The organism is Achromobacter insolitus (assembly GCF_002209555.1).
GTDB classification, from domain to species: Bacteria; Pseudomonadota; Gammaproteobacteria; order Burkholderiales; family Burkholderiaceae_B; genus Achromobacter; species Achromobacter insolitus.
The window spans coordinates 66,853-82,665 of sequence record NZ_NJIF01000001.1; the positions used below are offsets into that span (position 1 = coordinate 66,853).

Consider the following 15,813-nt stretch of genomic DNA (forward strand, 5'->3'; position numbering starts at 1 on the left):
CCGCAGCAAAATAAAGGCCTGCGCATCTTTCGATGCGCAGGCCTTTTTTCTTGCGCGGGCAACGCCTAGGCGATCCGCTTGAACATGGTCCGGCGGGTGTTGCGGAACGACGGTCGCACGCGGCTGCTCCAGTCGCTGGCGCGCACGACCAGCCAGGGCGGGCTGCCGAAAGTCTCGCGCGTATGCAGGTCGTAGCACGCCAGATAGCGCGGCGATTCATCGCGGCATTCAAAGCGCATGGCGCGCACGGTGCCCGGCACCGAAGCCAGGCCCGGCAGGTGTTCCTGGTCGTACCAGGCGTTCAAGTCGGCCTCTGCCTCGGGTAGCACGTCGGTTTCCACGACGTAGTGCCAAGGCGCGTCCTGTCCCGCCGAGGCGCCAGCGAGCTCCAGCGTGGGATGCAGTACGCGCGCCCGCGCGCCCGGAAAACTCTCGGCCAGACGCGCGAGAACCTCCGGCAAGGACGCTGCGGGTCCATGCAGATAGACGTAGGTCTCGTCCTCGTCCACGGCGGCATACGCGGCGGCGCGCACGCCCTCCAGTCCCTGGGTCAGCGTCTGCGCAAGATCGCGGCCGCGCGGCTCGTCGAAGCGTTCTCCCAGCGACACCAGCAATACGGTTTCCGGCACAGTCATCTCCTTTTCAATGCCCGACGCGCAAGGCCACCAGGAAGCGCGACACCATGTTGTACGCGCCGACGGTGGCGGCCAGCTCCACCAGCAGCGTGTCATCGTAGCGCGCCCGCAGCGGCGCGAACACTGCATCGGGTACCTCGATGTCGCGCGTCATGGCGTCCGTCAGCGCCAGCACCTCGGCCTCGCCCGGCTCCAGGCCCTGCAGCGCCGACGCAGCCGGACCGCCGCGCAACGCGTCGACCAGCGTCTGCGGCATTCCCGCAGCCAGCGCGTGCGGCACATGCGCCTCGAACTCATAGGGCGCGTTGTTCAACGTCGCCACCCGCAGGATGATCAGCTCGCGCAGGCGCGGCGGCACGGCCGTATTCAGGCGGATCGCGGTCAGCATGGCTTCCCACCCCTGCACCACGGCCGGACTGTTCAGCAGCACCTGGTACAGGGGCGAAATGCGCCCGCGCGCCGCCGCAATCCGCGCCTCGACGTCAGCCAGTTCCGGGCGCGTGCCCGGCGTCACCAACCCTACTCTGCATGCGTTCATCTTCACTCCGGACGGATGTTCTTGCGCTGGATCAGCGCGGTCCATTTCTCACGATCGGACGCGATCAGGTTCGCCAGTTCCTGCGGGCTGCCAGGCGCGGCCTGGGCGCCAAACTTCTCCAGGCGGGCACGCACGCTCTCCGCCCCCAGCGCGGCGCGCACGGCCTGGTTGAGCTTGTCGATGGTGGCCGGCGGGGTAGCGGCAGGAGCGACGATGCCATACCAGTTGTTGGATTCCACTCCGGCGATGCCCTGCTCGGCCAGGGTCTTGACCTCGGGTAGCAGAGGGTGGCGGGTCGGCGCGGCGATACCCAGCGGCTTGAGCTTGCCGCCCTGGATATGGCCGATCAGACCGGGCACATCTCCAAAGAATCCCGACACCTGGTTGCCCATCACGTCGTTGATGACCGGAGCGGCGCCCTTGTAGGGCACGTGCATCACGTTCGCCTTGCTGGCGTCGGCGAACATTTCCAGGGTCAGGTGGGGAATGCTGCCTATGCCGGACGAGCCAATCGCGACGGATTGCGTCGCGGCCTGCGACTTCTTGACGAAGTCCGCCGCGTCGACCGCCGGATTGGAGGGGTTCACCACGAACACCGTGGCGTTGTTCACCACCTTGGACACGGGTGCGAAATCGCGCGCAGGATCGTACGGCAAGTCCTTGTACAGCGCCGGGCTTATCGCGACCGCCCCCACGCTGGTCAGGAACAGCACCGAGCCATCGGCGGGCGCCTTGGCCACGTAGGCCGCGGCAATGTTGCCATTGGCGCCGGCCTTGTTCTCCACGATGACCTGCTGCTTGAGCTCTTTGCCCAGCTGCTCGGCCAGTACCCGGCCGACCAGGTCCACCGGCCCGCCAGGGGGAAAGGCAATGATGAGGCGCACGGGCCCCTCGGCCCGGGCTGCGCCCAGGGCGGCCAGGCTCAGCAAGCCGGCGGACAGTATTTTCTTGAACATGATGTCTCCTGATTGAATGGAATTTTCTTGTCTTGCACGCACCGTCTGATGGCGGCCGCGTTTGCCGCGCCTACTCGAATCCGTACAGCCGCGCCGGGTTGTCCACCAGGATGCGCTGGCGCAGGGCCGCGTCGGGACAGGCATCAAAAAGCAGGTCGACCAGCTCGCCGTCGTCGGGCATGTCGCCCGCCACGTTCGGATGCGGCCAATCCGTGCCCCACAGGCAGCGGTCGGGCAAAGCCTCGGCCAGCGCTCGCACGAAGGGCAGGCCCTCCGCGAACGGCCGCTTGCCGGACGAGATGCGGTCGATGCCCGACACCTTGACCCAGGCTTGCGGCACGCTCGACAGGTCCAGCAACGCCCTCATCGCCGGCGACTCCAGCCCGTCGCCCGCCTTCAGGCGCCCCATGTGATCGACCACGAAAGGCAGCGGCAGCGCCGTCAGGCGCGGCAGCAACTCAGGCAACATCGCGCCGTCGAGATGCAGGCACAGATGCCAGCCCAGGGGCGCAATCAGCGCCACCACCCGGTCAAAGACCGCCGGATCCGGCGCGCCGCCCAGATGCGGCACGAAGTTGAAGCGGGCCGCGCGCACGCCGCCATCATGCAGTTGGCTGACGGCGGCCTCGGTGGCATCCGCCCCCAGCAGCGCCACGCCGCGATAACGCCCTGCGCTGCGGGCAAGCGCGTCCAGCAAGGCACGATGATCCGATCCATGGCAATTGGCTTGCACCACCACCGCGCGCTCCACGCCCAGGCGCTCATGCAGCGCCGCCATGGCCTGGTAGGGCGCGTCCGGCGGGGTGTACGAACGGCCTTCGGCATATGGGAATACGTCCGCCGGCCCGAATACGTGGCAATGCGCATCGCACGCGCCCGGCGGCAAAGCGTGACGGGGGCGGGACGGCGACGCGAGCGGAGGACGGCAATCGGACACGGGCGGGTTCCTACGTTGAAAACGCCATGGTCCCGGATTGCTCGCCTCCCAACAATGCTATATCTTTGATTTCAGATATAGATTTTCCAAATATCTTATGGACCTCAAGCAAATCGAGTACTTCCTGCGTGTGGCCGAGAGGCGCAGCTTCTCCCGCGCGGCCGAAATGCTGGATGTGGCCCAGCCCACGCTCAGCCGCCAGGTGCGCCTGCTGGAACTGGAGCTCGGCCAGCACCTGCTCTACCGCAACGGACGCGGCGCCGAGCCCACCGAGGCCGGGCTGCGCTTTCTGGAACACGCGCGCGCCCTGCTCACCTTGGCCGAACGTGCCAAGGAAGACCTGCAAACCCTGCGCGAAACGCCCACCGGCAAGGTCGTCGTGGGCCTGCCGCCCCGGATCGCGCGGGTGCTGACGCCACCGCTGGTCCAGGCCTTCCGCCGCAGCTTCCCGGAGGCCTCCATTGCCGTGGCCGAAGGCCTGAGCGCCCAGGTGCGCGAATGGCTGCTGGCCGGGCGGGTCGACCTGGCTCTGCTCTACGACCCGGCGCCCTCGCCCCAGCTCGCCTATGAATCCCTGTTCCGCGAAGACCTGGTGCTGGTGGCCGCGGCCGGACACCGGCCCGCCCTGCCCCCAAGCATCGCGGTGGCGGAACTGGGCAGCTACCCGCTGGTCGTGCCCAGCCTGCCCAACGCCATCCGCACCCTGGTCGAGAGCGTGTGCCGCGCCCAAGGGGTGCGCCTGACCATCGCCGTCGAGGTCGACGCGGTCCAGACCATCGTCGAGCTGGCCGCCCAGGGCGACGCCTACGCCATCCTGCCGCGCTCGGCAGCGCGCGGTCCCGCCGCGGAACACGAACTGTCGCTGTGCGACATCGTGGCCCCCACCATCACCAACAACCTGGTGCTGGCCAGCGCCCGCCACCGGCCGGCCACGCGGCTCGCTACCGCCACCGCGCTCCTGATCCGGCGGCTGGAGCTGCCGGCGCTGTTCGCCCCGCCGGGCCGCTCCCACCAAAAGAGTTAAAATAGAGTCTGTTTTTCTTGTTTGGCGGCTAGCTGCTGTCAAAGTCTGCTGTCAAAGTCCTGTTGGCGTCTCACTTCAAACAATGACCACTATCCTCCCGAACCTTCCCACCGGCCAGAAGGTCGGCATCGCCTTCTCCGGCGGCCTGGACACCAGCGCGGCGCTCCTGTGGATGCGCAACAACGGCGCCATCCCCTACGCCTACACCGCGAACCTGGGCCAGCCCGACGAGTCCGACTATGACGAGATCCCGCGCAAGGCCATGGCCTACGGCGCCGAGAAGGCCCGCCTGATCGACTGCCGCGCGCAGATGGTGGCCGAAGGCATCGCCGCCCTGCAATCGGGCGCGTTCCACATCTCGACCGCCGGCATCACCTACTTCAACACCACCCCGATCGGCCGCGCAGTCACCGGCACGATGCTGGTGGCCGCCATGAAGGAAGACGACGTCAACATCTGGGGCGACGGCAGCACCTTCAAGGGCAACGACATCGAGCGCTTCTACCGCTACGGCCTGCTGACCAACCCGGACCTGAAGATCTACAAGCCCTGGCTGGACCAGCGCTTCATCGACGAGCTCGGCGGCCGTTCCGAAATGTCGGAATACATGCGCCAAGCCGGCTTCGACTACAAGATGTCGGCTGAGAAGGCCTATTCCACCGACTCCAACCTGCTGGGCGCCACCCACGAAGCCAAGGACCTGGAGCATCTGAACTCCGGCATCCGCATCGTCAAGCCCATCATGGGCGTCGCCTTCTGGCGCGACGACGTCGCCGTCAAGGCCGAGGAAGTCACCGTCCGCTTCGAGGAAGGCCATCCGGTCGCCCTGAACGGCGTGGAATACAGCGACCCGGTCGAACTGATGCTCGAAGCCAACCGCATCGGCGGCCGCCACGGCCTGGGCATGAGCGACCAGATCGAAAACCGCATCATCGAGGCCAAGAGCCGCGGCATCTACGAAGCCCCGGGCCTGGCCCTGCTCTTCATCGCCTACGAACGCCTGGTCACCGGCATCCACAACGAAGACACCATCGAGCAGTACCGCGAAAGCGGCCGCAAGCTGGGCCGCCTGCTGTACCAAGGCCGCTGGTTCGACCCGCAAGCCATCATGCTGCGCGAAGCCGCCCAGCGCTGGGTCGCGCGCGCCGTCACCGGCGAAGTCACGATCGAACTGCGCCGCGGTAATGACTACTCGCTGTTGAACACCGAATCGCCCAACCTGACCTACGCTCCCGAGCGTCTGTCCATGGAAAAGGTCGAAAACGCTCCGTTCACTCCCGCGGACCGCATCGGTCAGCTCACCATGCGCAACCTCGACATCGTCGACACCCGCGGCAAGCTCTTCACCTACGTAAAGACCGGCCTGCTCGCCTCCTCCGGCACCTCGCTGCCCCAGCTGAGCGACGAAGGCAAGAAGAAGTAATTCTTCAACGCCAAAAACCAGAAAGCCCTTCGGCATGCCGAAGGGCTTTTTGCTTTACAAACACCAATCGCAAGACACACCCAAGCCCCCAGAGGCCGCCCGCGCGGCCGGCAGGGGGCAAGCCCCGCAATATCCTCCACCAAACCCGCCCCAGGCGTCAAAAGAATGCAACGCGCCGTCAAGCAGCAAGCAGTAGCCTAAAGCTCCACCTGCATCCCCATCTCCACCACCCGATTGGCCGGAATCTTGAAAAACTTGGTGCTCCGCGTCGAATTGCGCGCCATGAAGGAAAACACGGCACGCCGCCACCGCCACAAGGCCGGCTTCTTCGCTGCCACCACGGTCTGCCGCGACAGGAAATACGACGTACGCATCGGCTCCAGATCGATCTCCGGATACGCCTCGGCCACCAGCCGCAACGCCTCCGGCACATCCGGGTCTTCCTTGAAGCCGTAGTTGATCGTCGCCTGCCAGCTCGATGCCGACAGCTTGGTCACGGAGAAGCGCTCCTCGGCCGATACATAGGGCACATCCGCCACCAGGATGGTCAGGAACAGCACATGGTCGTGCAGCACCTTGTTGTGCTTCAGGTTGTGCAGCAACGCCGGCGGCACATTGCCGGAATTCATCGTCATGAAGATCGCGGTGCCCGGCACCCGCGACGGCGGATACTCTTCGAGCTGCGACATGAATTCCTTGAGCGGCTGGCGGTCCCGCTGCTGCATCTCGGACAGCAGCCGGCGGCCACGACGCCACGTCATCATCAGCGTGAACACCACGATCGCCACCAGCAGCGGCAGCCAGCCGCCCTCGTGGATCTTGAATACGTTGGCCGAAAACAGCAGCACGTCGAACAACAGCAACAGGCCCAGCGCCACCATCCACAGCACACGCTTGAGGCCGGTCGAACCGCGCGGCAACACCGCGAAAGCCAGCACCGACGTCGTGAACATCGTGCCCGTCACCGCGAAACCATAAGCGGCAGCCAGGTTGTCCGAATTGCGGAACAGCAGGACCAGGATCAGCACCGCGCACAGCAGCAGCGCATTGACCTGCGGCAGATAGATCTGGCCCTTCTCGATGGCCGAGGTATGCAGGATCTGCATGCGCGGCCAGAAACCCAGTTGCACCGCCTGGCGGGTAACCGAATAGGCGCCCGAGATCACGGCCTGGGAAGCCACGATGGTCGCGACGGTTGCCAACGCCACCAGCGGAGCCAGCCCCCATTCCGGGGCCATCATGAAGAACGGATTGCGTATCGCGGTCGGGTCGCGCAGCAACAGTGCGCCCTGCCCGAAATAGCACAGCGTCAAGGCCGGCAGCACCATGCTGAACCAGGCCCGGCGGATCGCCGGACGGCCAAAGTGGCCCATGTCTGCATACAGCGCCTCGGCGCCGGTCAGAGCCAGCACCACCGCGCCCAGCAGAACGAAGCTGATCCAGGGAAACTCGACGATGAAGCGCAATCCCCACATCGGATTCAGCGCCCGCAGCACTTCCGGCGTCTGCCAGATCTGCCAGCCGCCCAGCGCGGCCAGCGTGCCGAACCACAGCAACATCACCGGGCCGAACAGCTTGCCCATGGCGCCCGTGCCGTGCGACTGGATCGCGAACAGCGCGATCAGCACCACCAGCGACAGCGGCACGACCCAGGCGTCCAGCTGATGCGACACGATGCCTATCCCTTCCAGCGCCGAGAGCACCGAAATCGCGGGCGTGATCATGCTGTCGCCATAGAACAGCGCCGCCCCGAAGATTCCCAGCACGATCAGTACCCAGCGCAGCTTGCCTTCGCGCCCGCGCACTGCCAGTTCCAGCAGGGCCAGCGTGCCGCCCTCGCCGCGGTTGTCGGCGCGCAGCACCAGGGTCACGTACTTGAACGACACCACTACCATCAGCATCCAGAACAGGATGGACAGCACGCCCAGCAGGTGCGCAGGCTCCAAGTCGGTGTGCACGCTCAAGCCCGTCAAACAGGCCCGCAACGTATAAAGAGGACTGGTGCCGATATCGCCATACACCACGCCCAGCGCCCCCAGGATGAGTGCGGCCCGCGACGAGGGGGCGTGGCCGCCCGGGGCTTGCGCATTGGACGACGTAGGTACGCTGACCGAACCTTGGCTCATGATGTCGGTTCTTGACGAGTAAGTTGGGCCCCCTTGCGAGGGCCGGGAAACACGACGGACAGCCGTGTTCCTGCAAAGTCCGGGCGGCTGGTGAGCTTCCACCAGGCGCCATGCGCGTGGGCGATTTCCCGCACAATGGCCAGGCCCAGGCCGGACCCGCCCGCGGTCGCCGTGGGCGAACGATAGAAAGCCTCGAATACGCGTTCGCGCTCGTCCGGCGAAATCCCAGGCCCGTCGTCCTCCACGGTCAGCGACGGCGGATTCGCACCGACGATCAGCGTGATGCGGCCGGTCTTGTTGCCGTAGCGCAGCGCATTGTCGATGAGATTGCCCAGCAGCTCGGCCAGCAATAAGGGATCGGCGTCGATCCAGATGGGCGCGTCGGGAGCAACCAGGTCCAGTTCATAGTGCGCCTCGCGCACCCGCGGAAACCATTCCGCGCCGTGCGCCCGCACCCATTCACACAAGTCGATGCGCACGAAACTGTCTTGCGGGCGGGCGTTGGGGTCGGCGCGCGCCAGGACCAGCAGCTGCTGGCCCAGGCGTATCATGCGGTCGCTCACGGCCTTGATTCGTTCAGCCCGAGCTCGCACGTCGTCGGGCAAGGGACGCGCCAGCATTAATTCGGACTCCAGGCGCAGCCCGGACAAGGGCGTGCGCAACTGATGCGCGGCATGGCCAATAAAGCGCCGCTGCGCCGCCAGCGAGGCATCCAGGCGCAGCAGCAAGTCATTGGTGTGCGTGACCAGCGGCTCGATCTCGACCGGCACGCCGGCCACTTCGAGCGGCTGCATGTCGTCGATGGAACGTTGCCTGATCTCTTCGGAAAGGTGGTTTACCGAACGCAGCCCGGATCGCACGCCCTGCACCACGACCCATGTGAACAGCGCGATCAGCGCCACCTGCCCCACCACCATCAGCCAGAAGAAATCTTCCAGCATCCAGAGCGACATGTCGATCTTGTGCGTGATGACCCAGGTAGCCGCCAGGTCCAGCAGGACCAGCAGCAGGATCGGCGGCATCAGGCGGATGACCAGATGCCGCGCAAGCGAACGGGAGGGGAGCAAAGGACGGGCAACCGGGGTAGCGGTAGGAGTGCGTTCCTGCATCATGACGCAATGCCCTCGCCTAGGCGGATGGATGCGCTCGGCCGGCGCAATCCGGCCGTAGCCGGGCCGTCAGGCCGTTTCCACATCCAGCATGTAGCCAAAGCCGCGCACCGTCTGGATGCTGGCGCCTGTGCCCTCAAGGCGTTTGCGCAGGCGGTACACATAGACTTCGACGGCGTTTTCGCTGAAGTCGGCATCCCAGGCCGAAAGCGAGTTCACGATCTGGCGCTTGGTCACGACACGGCCGACGCGGGCCATCAGCATTTCCAGGACGGAGAGCTCGCGCACCGACAAGGACAGGCGCTGGCCATTGGCGCGGACCTCGCGGCCGACGGTATCGAACACCAGCGGACCGACTTCGATCAGCGGCTGCGCCTGGCCGGCGCGACGCCGGCCGAAAGCGCGCACACGCGCCGCCAGCTCGGGAAGTTCGAAAGGTTTGGTGACGTAATCGTCGGCGCCGGCGTCCAGGCCGGCGACGCGATCCTCGATGCCATCGCGGGCGGTGAGGATCAGCACGGGGACCTGATTGCCGTCCTGGCGCAATTGCCGCAGCACGTCCAGGCCGCTCATGCCCGGGAGGTTGAGGTCGAGCAGCATCAGGTCATAGGGCTGGCCTGCCAAGGCACCCAGAACCCGGTCGCCCTCGGTCAGCCAGTCGACCGCATAGCCTTGGTCGGCCAGAAATTCCTGGAGCGCATGGCCCAGGGTGGTGTCGTCTTCGATTACCAGAACTCGCATGCGGCGATTCTAGCGCGATCCCGGCCGGAGCGGGGCGCGAAATGCGCCCCGGGGCCGGGAAGCGTTCAAGGTGCGGACGGAGCGGGGGCGGCCCCGCCAGCGGCAGGAGCTGCCGCGCCCGCGGCGCCGCCCGAGGGCGGCGTGGTGACGAACCCGATGCGCGTCATGCCCGAACGGCGCGCCGAGGCCATGACCTTGGCCAGCGTCTCGTAGCGGGTGTTCTGGTCCGCGCGGATGCGGATCTCGGGTTGCGGCTTGGTGCCGGCGATCGATTTGAAGCGGTTGGGCAGGTCGTCGATATTGACCGGCTTCTCGTCCCAGAACAACGCGCCGCTGGCGTCGATGGCCAGGTCGACGGTCTTGGGCTCTTCCTCGATCTGCTCGGCGGCCACCTGGGGCATGTTGATCTTGATCGAATGCGCCAGCAGCGGCGCGGTGATGATGAAGATCACCAGCAGCACCAGCATGACGTCGATCAGGGGCACCATGTTGATCTCGGAAACCGTATGGCTTCCGGACCCTTTGCCCTCGAAGCTGCCAAAGGCCATTATTCGCTCCCGCGTTGAGCCACTGCGCCATTGCCGCCCTGGCGGCGCAGGGCGCGCACCTTGCCGTCGGACAGCGCGACTTGCTGGCCGGTGGTCAGGAACGCGAACAAATCATGCGCGAAAGCATCCAGGCGCGAGAGGAACACGCGGTTGTTGCGCACGAAGGTGTTGTAAGCCAGCACCGCGGGAATGGCGACCGCCAGGCCCAGGCCCGTCATGATCAGCGCTTCACCCACCGGACCGGCGATACGGTTGATGGTCACGCCATCGGACAGGCCGATGCCGACCAGGGCATGGTACACGCCCCAAACCGTGCCGAACAGACCTACGAAGGGCGCCGTCGAACCCACCGAAGCCAGCACGGTCAGGCCGTTTTCCAGCTTGGCGGTTTCTTCGTCGATCACCTTGCGCATGGTGCGCGTGACGAAATCCGAATTGCTGCCCGACTCTTCCAGCTTGGTCGCGCCGAACTTGTTGTGATGCGCCTGCGCATGCATGGCGTGGCTGGCCAGGTGCGAGAACGGATCGCGGGCGCCATGCGTGACGATCTCGTTTTCGACCTGTTCAAGCGAACTGGCATTCCAGAACTTGTTGAGGAAATCCGCCGAGCGCTTGCGCATGCTGACGTTGCTGGCGACCTTGACCAGGATCAGATACCAGGTCACCAGCGACATCAGGATCAGGATGATGAACAGGCTCTTGCCGACGAAGTCGCTCTGCGCCACAAAGTGCAGAAAGCCCATGTCGGGAACCGCGGCGGGAGCCGGAGCGGCCGGCAACGCCGAGGGCAGCGCGGCAGCGGCGCCGTGCAGCGCGTCGGCCGATTGCTGAACGGCGCCAGCGGCTTGCTGAGCCGCGGCACCGACCGTCTCGGCGGCTTGTTGGGCTGCGGGCGCGGCCCCAGCCGCGGAGGGCGCAGCGGCGGCGGCAGCCGGCGCCGCCGGGCTGGTGGTCGCCTGCGCCACCAGGGTGGCGCTATGCAGTGCGTTGGACATCTCAGTTCCTCATTACGAAATCGAACGGAATTTTGGCTTTGGCGGGATAGGCCACGCCGTTACGGGTATACGGTTTGAAACGGCCCTTGCGGGCGGCTGCCAGCGCCGATTCGTCCAAGCGCGGAAAGCCCGAGGATGCGTCGATGGTTGCCCGCTCGACCAGCCCCTGGGTATTGATCTCGACCAACACGACCACTCGGCCCTCCTCCCGCATGCGCCGCGAAGCCATCGGGTAATTGGGCATCGGACGCGCGCCCTGGAACTCGATGCTGGACACCAGCACCGGCTGGTCCGGCGGCGGCCCCTGCTGCGGCCCTTGCGGCGCCTGCGTGCCCTCGGGCGCGCCGCTGGGCGGCGCCTTGGGCGGTTCGGGCTTGGGCTCGGGCTTGACGTCCTGCTTGGGCTCGGGCTTGGGTTTAGGCTTGGGCTGCGGCTTGGGCTTGGGTTTGGGCGCCGGCATCGGCGGCTTTTCAACCACCGGTTCCGGTTCGGGTTCAGGCTCCGGCTCGGGCTTGAGTTCAGGCTCGGGCTCGGGTTCAACCTCGGGCTGCGGCTCCGGCGGTGTTTCCGTCACCGGCTGCTGTTCCTCGGGAGTCGGCTCGGCCTTGGCGATCTGGGGAATGGGCGCATCCACCACGCTCACCATGATGGCTTCCGGTTCCTCGAGTTCAGGGCGATTCTCGGGGGCCATGAAGATGGCGCCGATCACTGCCGCATGAAGCGCCAGGACCGTCAGGCCAGCGCCTGCGCGTATACCGAATGAAGAGCGCGAAGATGAATTCCAACCGCGTTGAAAACTAGGCATGAATCAGCCAGGGTGCATTGACTTATCCGGCCAGCCAGGGAAAGACGCACACGCGATGGCGACGCCGGCTGACCGGTACAAGCCCACAATAATATCTTAAATGCGAATGATTCGCACGTCCTATTTCATCTGATCCGGTCCTACATTTCTGACCTGGATCAATGGATTCAAGCGATGCGTCTCGAGGCGGACACTACAGGCAGCGACCCACGCGCATGGAGCAGCACGGCGACAGATCAACGCCAAAAACAAAAAACCCGCCACCATGACGTGTGCGGGTTTTGTGCGGAGCGCGTATCGGATACAGCCTGGGCTTTTGGTGGGTGCTACAGGGGTCGAACCTGTGACCTACGCCTTGTAAGGGCGCCGCTCTACCAACTGAGCTAAGCACCCATTCTGATGCAGCCTCAAGACGAAATTCGCGAAAAATCCGTACAAGCAACTGCCAACCGGGGCACTCAAAAGCAATACGCGGGCCGGAGTATACCGGACCGCGCAATTGTCGGCAAATCAGCAGGTCTGAATGCCTGCGATCTGCCTGCCGTCCATTAGTTGACGGCATCCTTCAGGGCCTTGCCCGGACGGAACTTCGGCACCTTGGCCTTCTTGATCTTGATGGTTTCGCCGGTGCGCGGATTACGGCCGGTGCGTGCGGCGCGAGCCGACACAGCGAACGTGCCAAAGCCAACCAACGTAACCGTACCGCCCTTCTTCAGGGTGGTCTTCACGGCACCGATCAGGGCGTCGAGCGAACGACCAGCGGCAGCCTTGGAGATGTCGGCCTTGCTGGCGATGTGATCGATGAGTTCGGTTTTGTTCATTCAGGTGTACCCCTCACAAGGTATGGAGTCTGTCGGTAGTGCAGTTCATGGCCGTCATGATTGGACGCCGCTGAAGACGCAAGACCCGACAAACGACGAACAGACAGTGGATAAACTTTTTTCTTGCGCTGCGAAGCACAACTTTTAAACTGCTGCGCCGCTTAGATTCAATGGCAAATTGCCTTCAAATCGTCAGCGACGCAGACGTGTATTAGGCCTTGGCGTAGCGCGGCTGTCAAGCGAAAACCTCACCACAACCCGCGTCAATACTAGCTTTTAGACCGTTTCGCAATAAACAGAAACACGCATTTTGGGGTTTGTGCGACACCCCCGAACACGATATTTAACTTGCGTCAGACATCGGCCCATCGGCGCAGCAAATTGTGATAAACGCCCGTGAGCTGCACGATGGAAGCATGCCCTGCGGCGTCCTGATTCAAGCGCTGTATGGCCACATCCATCTCTAGCAGCAGCGCGCGCTGGCTATCTTCGCGCACCAGGCTCTGCATCCAGAAAAAGGACGATACGCGCGCGCCGCGCGTCACCGGATTGACCTTGTGCAGGCTGGTGCCCGGATACAGCACCATGTGCCCAGCCGGCAGCTTCACCGCGCGCGGACCATAGGTGTCGTCGATGACCAGCTCGCCGCCATCGTAGGAATCAGGCTCCGAGAAAAACAGCGTGGCCGACAGGTCGGTGCGCACGCGTTCGGCGGTGCCAGTAATGCCGCGCACGGCGTTATCCACGTGATAGCCGAAGGCCTCGCCACCCTCGTAGCGGTTGAACAAAGGCGGGAAGATCTTGCGCGGCAACGCGGCCGACATGAACAGATTGTTGCCCGCCAGGCGTTGCAGGATCAGGTTGCCCAGCTCCTGCGCCAGCGGATGCTGCTCGGGCAATTGGCGATTGCGTTTGACTTCGGCCGATTGATAGCCCGCCGTGACCTTGCCGTCGACCCAATCAGCGGCGTCCAGCCGTCGCCGGATTTCGGCAGCCTCTTCCGGCGTAAAAACTTCTGCGATCTGTATAAGCATGGGCGCTATCCCGATTGTGTTGCAAGCGCGCACGCCCGATGGTCGCGCGCGTGCCGCAGCATTATCCCTGCAGACAGCCGTTGAGCGCCTGATCGAAATCAAACAGCAAATCGGCCTCATCTTCGATGCCCACCGAGACGCGGATGAGGCTGTCGGCAATGCCCATCTGCTTGCGCCGCTCGGCGCCCATCTCGTAATAGATGGTGTGGGCGGCGGGCAGCGCCAGGCTGCGGGTATCGCCAAGATGGGTCGCCATCAGCACGATGCGCAGGCGGTTCAGGAAGTCGAAGCAGTCCACGCCATCGGCCAGCTCAACGCCCAGCAAGCCGCCGAAGCGCGATCCGAACAGCGCTGCGGCGCGCGCATGCTGCGGATGGCTTGCCAGACCGGGGTAATGCACCTTGGCCACGCCCGGGTGCTCTTCCAGGAAGCGCGCCAGCGCCAGCGCGTTGGCGCAATGCTTGGCCATGCGCAAGGCCAGGGTCTCGGCCCCCACGGCGATACGGTGCGCGGGCTCGGCCGCCAACGTGCCGCCCATGTCGCGCAGGCCCTTTTTCTTGATCTGCGTAAGACCCCAGCTGGTGGACGGCCCCTTGCGATAGGCATCGTAAATGTTGGAGTACGCGGACCAGTCATACAGGCCGGTGTCCGTCACCGCTCCGCCCAGCGCATTGCCGTGGCCGCCGATGTACTTGGACAGCGAATTCATGACCAGCGACGCGCCGACCGAGGCAGGACGGAACATCCAGGGCGACGTCAGCGTGTTATCGACAACATAGACCAGCCCTTTCTCGCGGCAGATCTCGCCGATAACCGCCAGGTCGGCGACTTGCGTACCCGGATTGGCGATGGTTTCGGTAAAGACCATGCGGGTGTTGGGCTGGATCGCCGCGCGCACTTGCGACGAATCCGTGGAATCCACGAAGGTGATTTCCACGCCCAGCTCCAGCAGCGTTCCCAAAAGGCTGTTCGTGTTGCCAAAGACGAACTGGCTGGACACCAGATGGTCGCCCCGGCGCAGCAACGTGGTGAAGATAGCCGCCAGCGCTGCCATGCCGGTCGCGAAACTGACCGTGCCTTTGCCGCCTTCCATCTGGTTGACCTTGGCCTCCAGCGCGGTGGTGGTGGGCGTGCCTTGACGGGCATAGGTGAAGCCCGCCTTGCCCTGGAACACCGCGGCCAGCTCGCGCGCGTCGTCGTAGGCGAACTCCGACGACGGATGCATGGGCTTGTGCACCGCTCCGTGCTCGACGGATTGCTTGCGGTCGGAATGGAGGATCGTGGTGGTAAAGCCGTTCTGGTGCATGATGAGCTGACGCTAAAAAGATGGGGTCTACAAGATAGGCAAGGCGGAGATATCAGGCACGGCGTTGGCGCACGGTTTCGTACAGGCAGACGGCGCTGGCCACGCTGACGTTCAGGCTTTCCACCGAACCCAGCATGGGAATGTTCACCAACTGATCGCAGGTTTCCCGTGTCAGGCGACGCATGCCCTCGCCTTCCGCCCCCATGACCCAGGCCATGGGCTGGCGGGCATCGATCTGGTGCATGCTGTCCGCCGCCTGGTCATCGGTGCCCACCAGCCAGACGCCGCGGTCCTTCAGGCTGCGCATGGTGCGAGCCAGGTTGGTCACCATCAGATAGGGAACCGTATCGGCCGCGCCGCAGGCGACGCGTTGCACGGTCGCATTCAGGCCGACGGCCCGATCCCGCGGGGCGATGACGGCATGCACGCCCGCGGCGTCCGCGGTGCGCAGGCAAGCGCCCAGGTTGTGCGGGTCGGTCACGCCGTCCAGGATCAAGAGCAACGGCGGCCCTTCAATGACGTCGAGCACCTCGTCCACGTCCACCGCCAGCTGACGCTCTTCGGCCAGCGCCACCACCCCCTGATGGCGGGTGCCGCGGGACAGGCCGTCCAGGCGTTCCATCGGAACCGGATGCAGGCGGCAGCCCGCTTTCTCGGCCTGCTCGATAAACGCCTGCATCCGCTTGTCGCGGCGCGACGCCTCTACATAGATTTCCTTGATTGAGTCGGGCGCGTGGCGCAGCCGCGCGACTACCGCGTGAAACCCGGCCAGGACTTGGGTCGACGCCATAAATGCAATACCTTTAGATAAACGA

General features: G+C 64.9%; 16 protein-coding genes and 1 tRNA gene. 2 read left to right on the top strand and 15 right to left on the bottom strand.

Features of this window, described 5'->3' with window-relative positions; translation table 11 throughout:
• Positions 1-65: 65 nt before the first annotated feature.
• From CEY08_RS00285 to CEY08_RS00300, 4 genes are all read right to left on the bottom strand, one after another.
• A complete protein-coding gene (locus CEY08_RS00285) occupies positions 66-629 on the bottom strand; it encodes a DUF4286 family protein (RefSeq protein WP_084738660.1) in 564 nt (187 codons plus the stop codon).
• Positions 630-642: 13 nt separating this feature from the next.
• Positions 643-1,173 (bottom strand): carboxymuconolactone decarboxylase family protein, encoded by a 531-nt coding sequence (locus CEY08_RS00290; protein ID WP_042792711.1) that lies wholly within the window; start codon positions 1,171-1,173, stop codon positions 643-645.
• 2 nt (positions 1,174-1,175) lie between these two features.
• The gene (locus tag CEY08_RS00295; protein WP_076812215.1) at positions 1,176-2,129 is read right to left on the bottom strand and encodes a Bug family tripartite tricarboxylate transporter substrate binding protein; all 954 of its coding nucleotides are present in this window, start codon (positions 2,127-2,129) and stop codon (positions 1,176-1,178) included.
• A 70-nt stretch (positions 2,130-2,199) separates the two neighbouring features.
• Positions 2,200-3,066, bottom strand: a complete 867-nt coding sequence (locus tag CEY08_RS00300; protein WP_076812213.1) for an amidohydrolase family protein — start codon at positions 3,064-3,066, stop codon at positions 2,200-2,202.
• Between the two features lie 97 nt (positions 3,067-3,163).
• Between CEY08_RS00300 and CEY08_RS00305 the strand changes: the two genes are divergently transcribed.
• Together CEY08_RS00305 and argG are read left to right on the top strand one after the other, a co-directional pair.
• Positions 3,164-4,090, top strand: a complete 927-nt coding sequence (locus tag CEY08_RS00305; RefSeq protein ID WP_063641612.1) for a LysR family transcriptional regulator — start codon at positions 3,164-3,166, stop codon at positions 4,088-4,090.
• Positions 4,091-4,172: 82 nt separating this feature from the next.
• On the top strand, positions 4,173-5,513 hold the full coding sequence (gene argG / locus CEY08_RS00310; protein ID WP_042792708.1) for an argininosuccinate synthase: 1,341 nt from the start codon (positions 4,173-4,175) through the stop codon (positions 5,511-5,513).
• A gap of 197 nt (positions 5,514-5,710) precedes the next feature.
• Here argG and CEY08_RS00315 read toward each other — a convergent pair whose 3' ends face one another.
• The 11 genes from CEY08_RS00315 to rlmB form a co-directional block, all read right to left on the bottom strand.
• Positions 5,711-7,639, bottom strand: a complete 1,929-nt coding sequence (locus tag CEY08_RS00315; protein ID WP_042792707.1) for a potassium transporter Kup — start codon at positions 7,637-7,639, stop codon at positions 5,711-5,713.
• Positions 7,636-8,751 (bottom strand): sensor histidine kinase, encoded by a 1,116-nt coding sequence (locus CEY08_RS00320; RefSeq protein ID WP_223306431.1) that lies wholly within the window; start codon positions 8,749-8,751, stop codon positions 7,636-7,638. Before CEY08_RS00320 ends, CEY08_RS00315 begins: the two co-directional genes overlap by 4 nt.
• Positions 8,752-8,817: 66 nt before the next feature.
• Positions 8,818-9,489: a response regulator transcription factor gene (locus CEY08_RS00325; RefSeq protein ID WP_006218435.1), complete on the bottom strand. Its 672-nt coding sequence runs from the start codon at positions 9,487-9,489 to the stop codon at positions 8,818-8,820.
• A gap of 65 nt (positions 9,490-9,554) precedes the next feature.
• The gene (locus CEY08_RS00330; RefSeq protein ID WP_063641614.1) at positions 9,555-10,037 is read right to left on the bottom strand and encodes an ExbD/TolR family protein; all 483 of its coding nucleotides are present in this window, start codon (positions 10,035-10,037) and stop codon (positions 9,555-9,557) included.
• Positions 10,037-11,032 (bottom strand): MotA/TolQ/ExbB proton channel family protein, encoded by a 996-nt coding sequence (locus tag CEY08_RS00335; protein WP_042792706.1) that lies wholly within the window; start codon positions 11,030-11,032, stop codon positions 10,037-10,039. Before CEY08_RS00335 ends, CEY08_RS00330 begins: the two co-directional genes overlap by 1 nt.
• A 1-nt stretch (position 11,033) precedes the next feature.
• Entirely contained in the window at positions 11,034-11,837 is an 804-nt protein-coding gene (locus tag CEY08_RS00340; RefSeq protein WP_076812209.1) for an energy transducer TonB, read from the bottom strand.
• A gap of 317 nt (positions 11,838-12,154) precedes the next feature.
• A tRNA-Val gene (locus tag CEY08_RS00345) sits at positions 12,155-12,230 on the bottom strand.
• 155 nt (positions 12,231-12,385) lie between these two features.
• Positions 12,386-12,658: an HU family DNA-binding protein gene (locus CEY08_RS00350; protein WP_003812968.1), complete on the bottom strand. Its 273-nt coding sequence runs from the start codon at positions 12,656-12,658 to the stop codon at positions 12,386-12,388.
• A gap of 353 nt (positions 12,659-13,011) precedes the next feature.
• Positions 13,012-13,692 carry a Fe2+-dependent dioxygenase gene (locus CEY08_RS00355; RefSeq protein WP_042792703.1) on the bottom strand — a complete coding sequence of 227 codons (681 nt, stop codon included), beginning with the start codon at positions 13,690-13,692 and terminating at the stop codon, positions 13,012-13,014.
• Positions 13,693-13,753: 61 nt separating this feature from the next.
• A complete protein-coding gene (locus CEY08_RS00360) occupies positions 13,754-14,998 on the bottom strand; it encodes a cystathionine gamma-synthase family protein (RefSeq protein ID WP_042792702.1) in 1,245 nt (414 codons plus the stop codon).
• A gap of 52 nt (positions 14,999-15,050) precedes the next feature.
• Positions 15,051-15,788 carry a 23S rRNA (guanosine(2251)-2'-O)-methyltransferase RlmB gene (gene rlmB / locus CEY08_RS00365; protein WP_042792700.1) on the bottom strand — a complete coding sequence of 246 codons (738 nt, stop codon included), beginning with the start codon at positions 15,786-15,788 and terminating at the stop codon, positions 15,051-15,053.
• Positions 15,789-15,813 lie beyond the last annotated feature (25 nt).

What these genes read in the sequence shown, in the direction of transcription:
- CEY08_RS00355 (WP_042792703.1), bottom strand. Translation starts at nt 13,692, where the DNA reads ATGCTTATACAGATCGCAGAAGTTTTTACGCCGGAAGAGGCTGCCGAA.
- CEY08_RS00330 (WP_063641614.1), bottom strand. Translation starts at nt 10,037, where the DNA reads ATGGCCTTTGGCAGCTTCGAGGGCAAAGGGTCCGGAAGCCATACGGTT.
- CEY08_RS00340 (WP_076812209.1), bottom strand. Translation starts at nt 11,837, where the DNA reads ATGCCTAGTTTTCAACGCGGTTGGAATTCATCTTCGCGCTCTTCATTC.
- CEY08_RS00325 (WP_006218435.1), bottom strand. Translation starts at nt 9,489, where the DNA reads ATGCGAGTTCTGGTAATCGAAGACGACACCACCCTGGGCCATGCGCTC.
- CEY08_RS00305 (WP_063641612.1), top strand. Translation starts at nt 3,164, where the DNA reads ATGGACCTCAAGCAAATCGAGTACTTCCTGCGTGTGGCCGAGAGGCGC.
- CEY08_RS00320 (WP_223306431.1), bottom strand. Translation starts at nt 8,751, where the DNA reads ATGATGCAGGAACGCACTCCTACCGCTACCCCGGTTGCCCGTCCTTTG.
- argG (WP_042792708.1), top strand. Translation starts at nt 4,173, where the DNA reads ATGACCACTATCCTCCCGAACCTTCCCACCGGCCAGAAGGTCGGCATC.
- CEY08_RS00360 (WP_042792702.1), bottom strand. Translation starts at nt 14,998, where the DNA reads ATGCACCAGAACGGCTTTACCACCACGATCCTCCATTCCGACCGCAAG.
- CEY08_RS00290 (WP_042792711.1), bottom strand. Translation starts at nt 1,173, where the DNA reads ATGAACGCATGCAGAGTAGGGTTGGTGACGCCGGGCACGCGCCCGGAA.
- CEY08_RS00350 (WP_003812968.1), bottom strand. Translation starts at nt 12,658, where the DNA reads ATGAACAAAACCGAACTCATCGATCACATCGCCAGCAAGGCCGACATC.
- CEY08_RS00295 (WP_076812215.1), bottom strand. Translation starts at nt 2,129, where the DNA reads ATGTTCAAGAAAATACTGTCCGCCGGCTTGCTGAGCCTGGCCGCCCTG.
- CEY08_RS00315 (WP_042792707.1), bottom strand. Translation starts at nt 7,639, where the DNA reads ATGAGCCAAGGTTCGGTCAGCGTACCTACGTCGTCCAATGCGCAAGCC.
- CEY08_RS00335 (WP_042792706.1), bottom strand. Translation starts at nt 11,032, where the DNA reads ATGTCCAACGCACTGCATAGCGCCACCCTGGTGGCGCAGGCGACCACC.
- rlmB (WP_042792700.1), bottom strand. Translation starts at nt 15,788, where the DNA reads ATGGCGTCGACCCAAGTCCTGGCCGGGTTTCACGCGGTAGTCGCGCGG.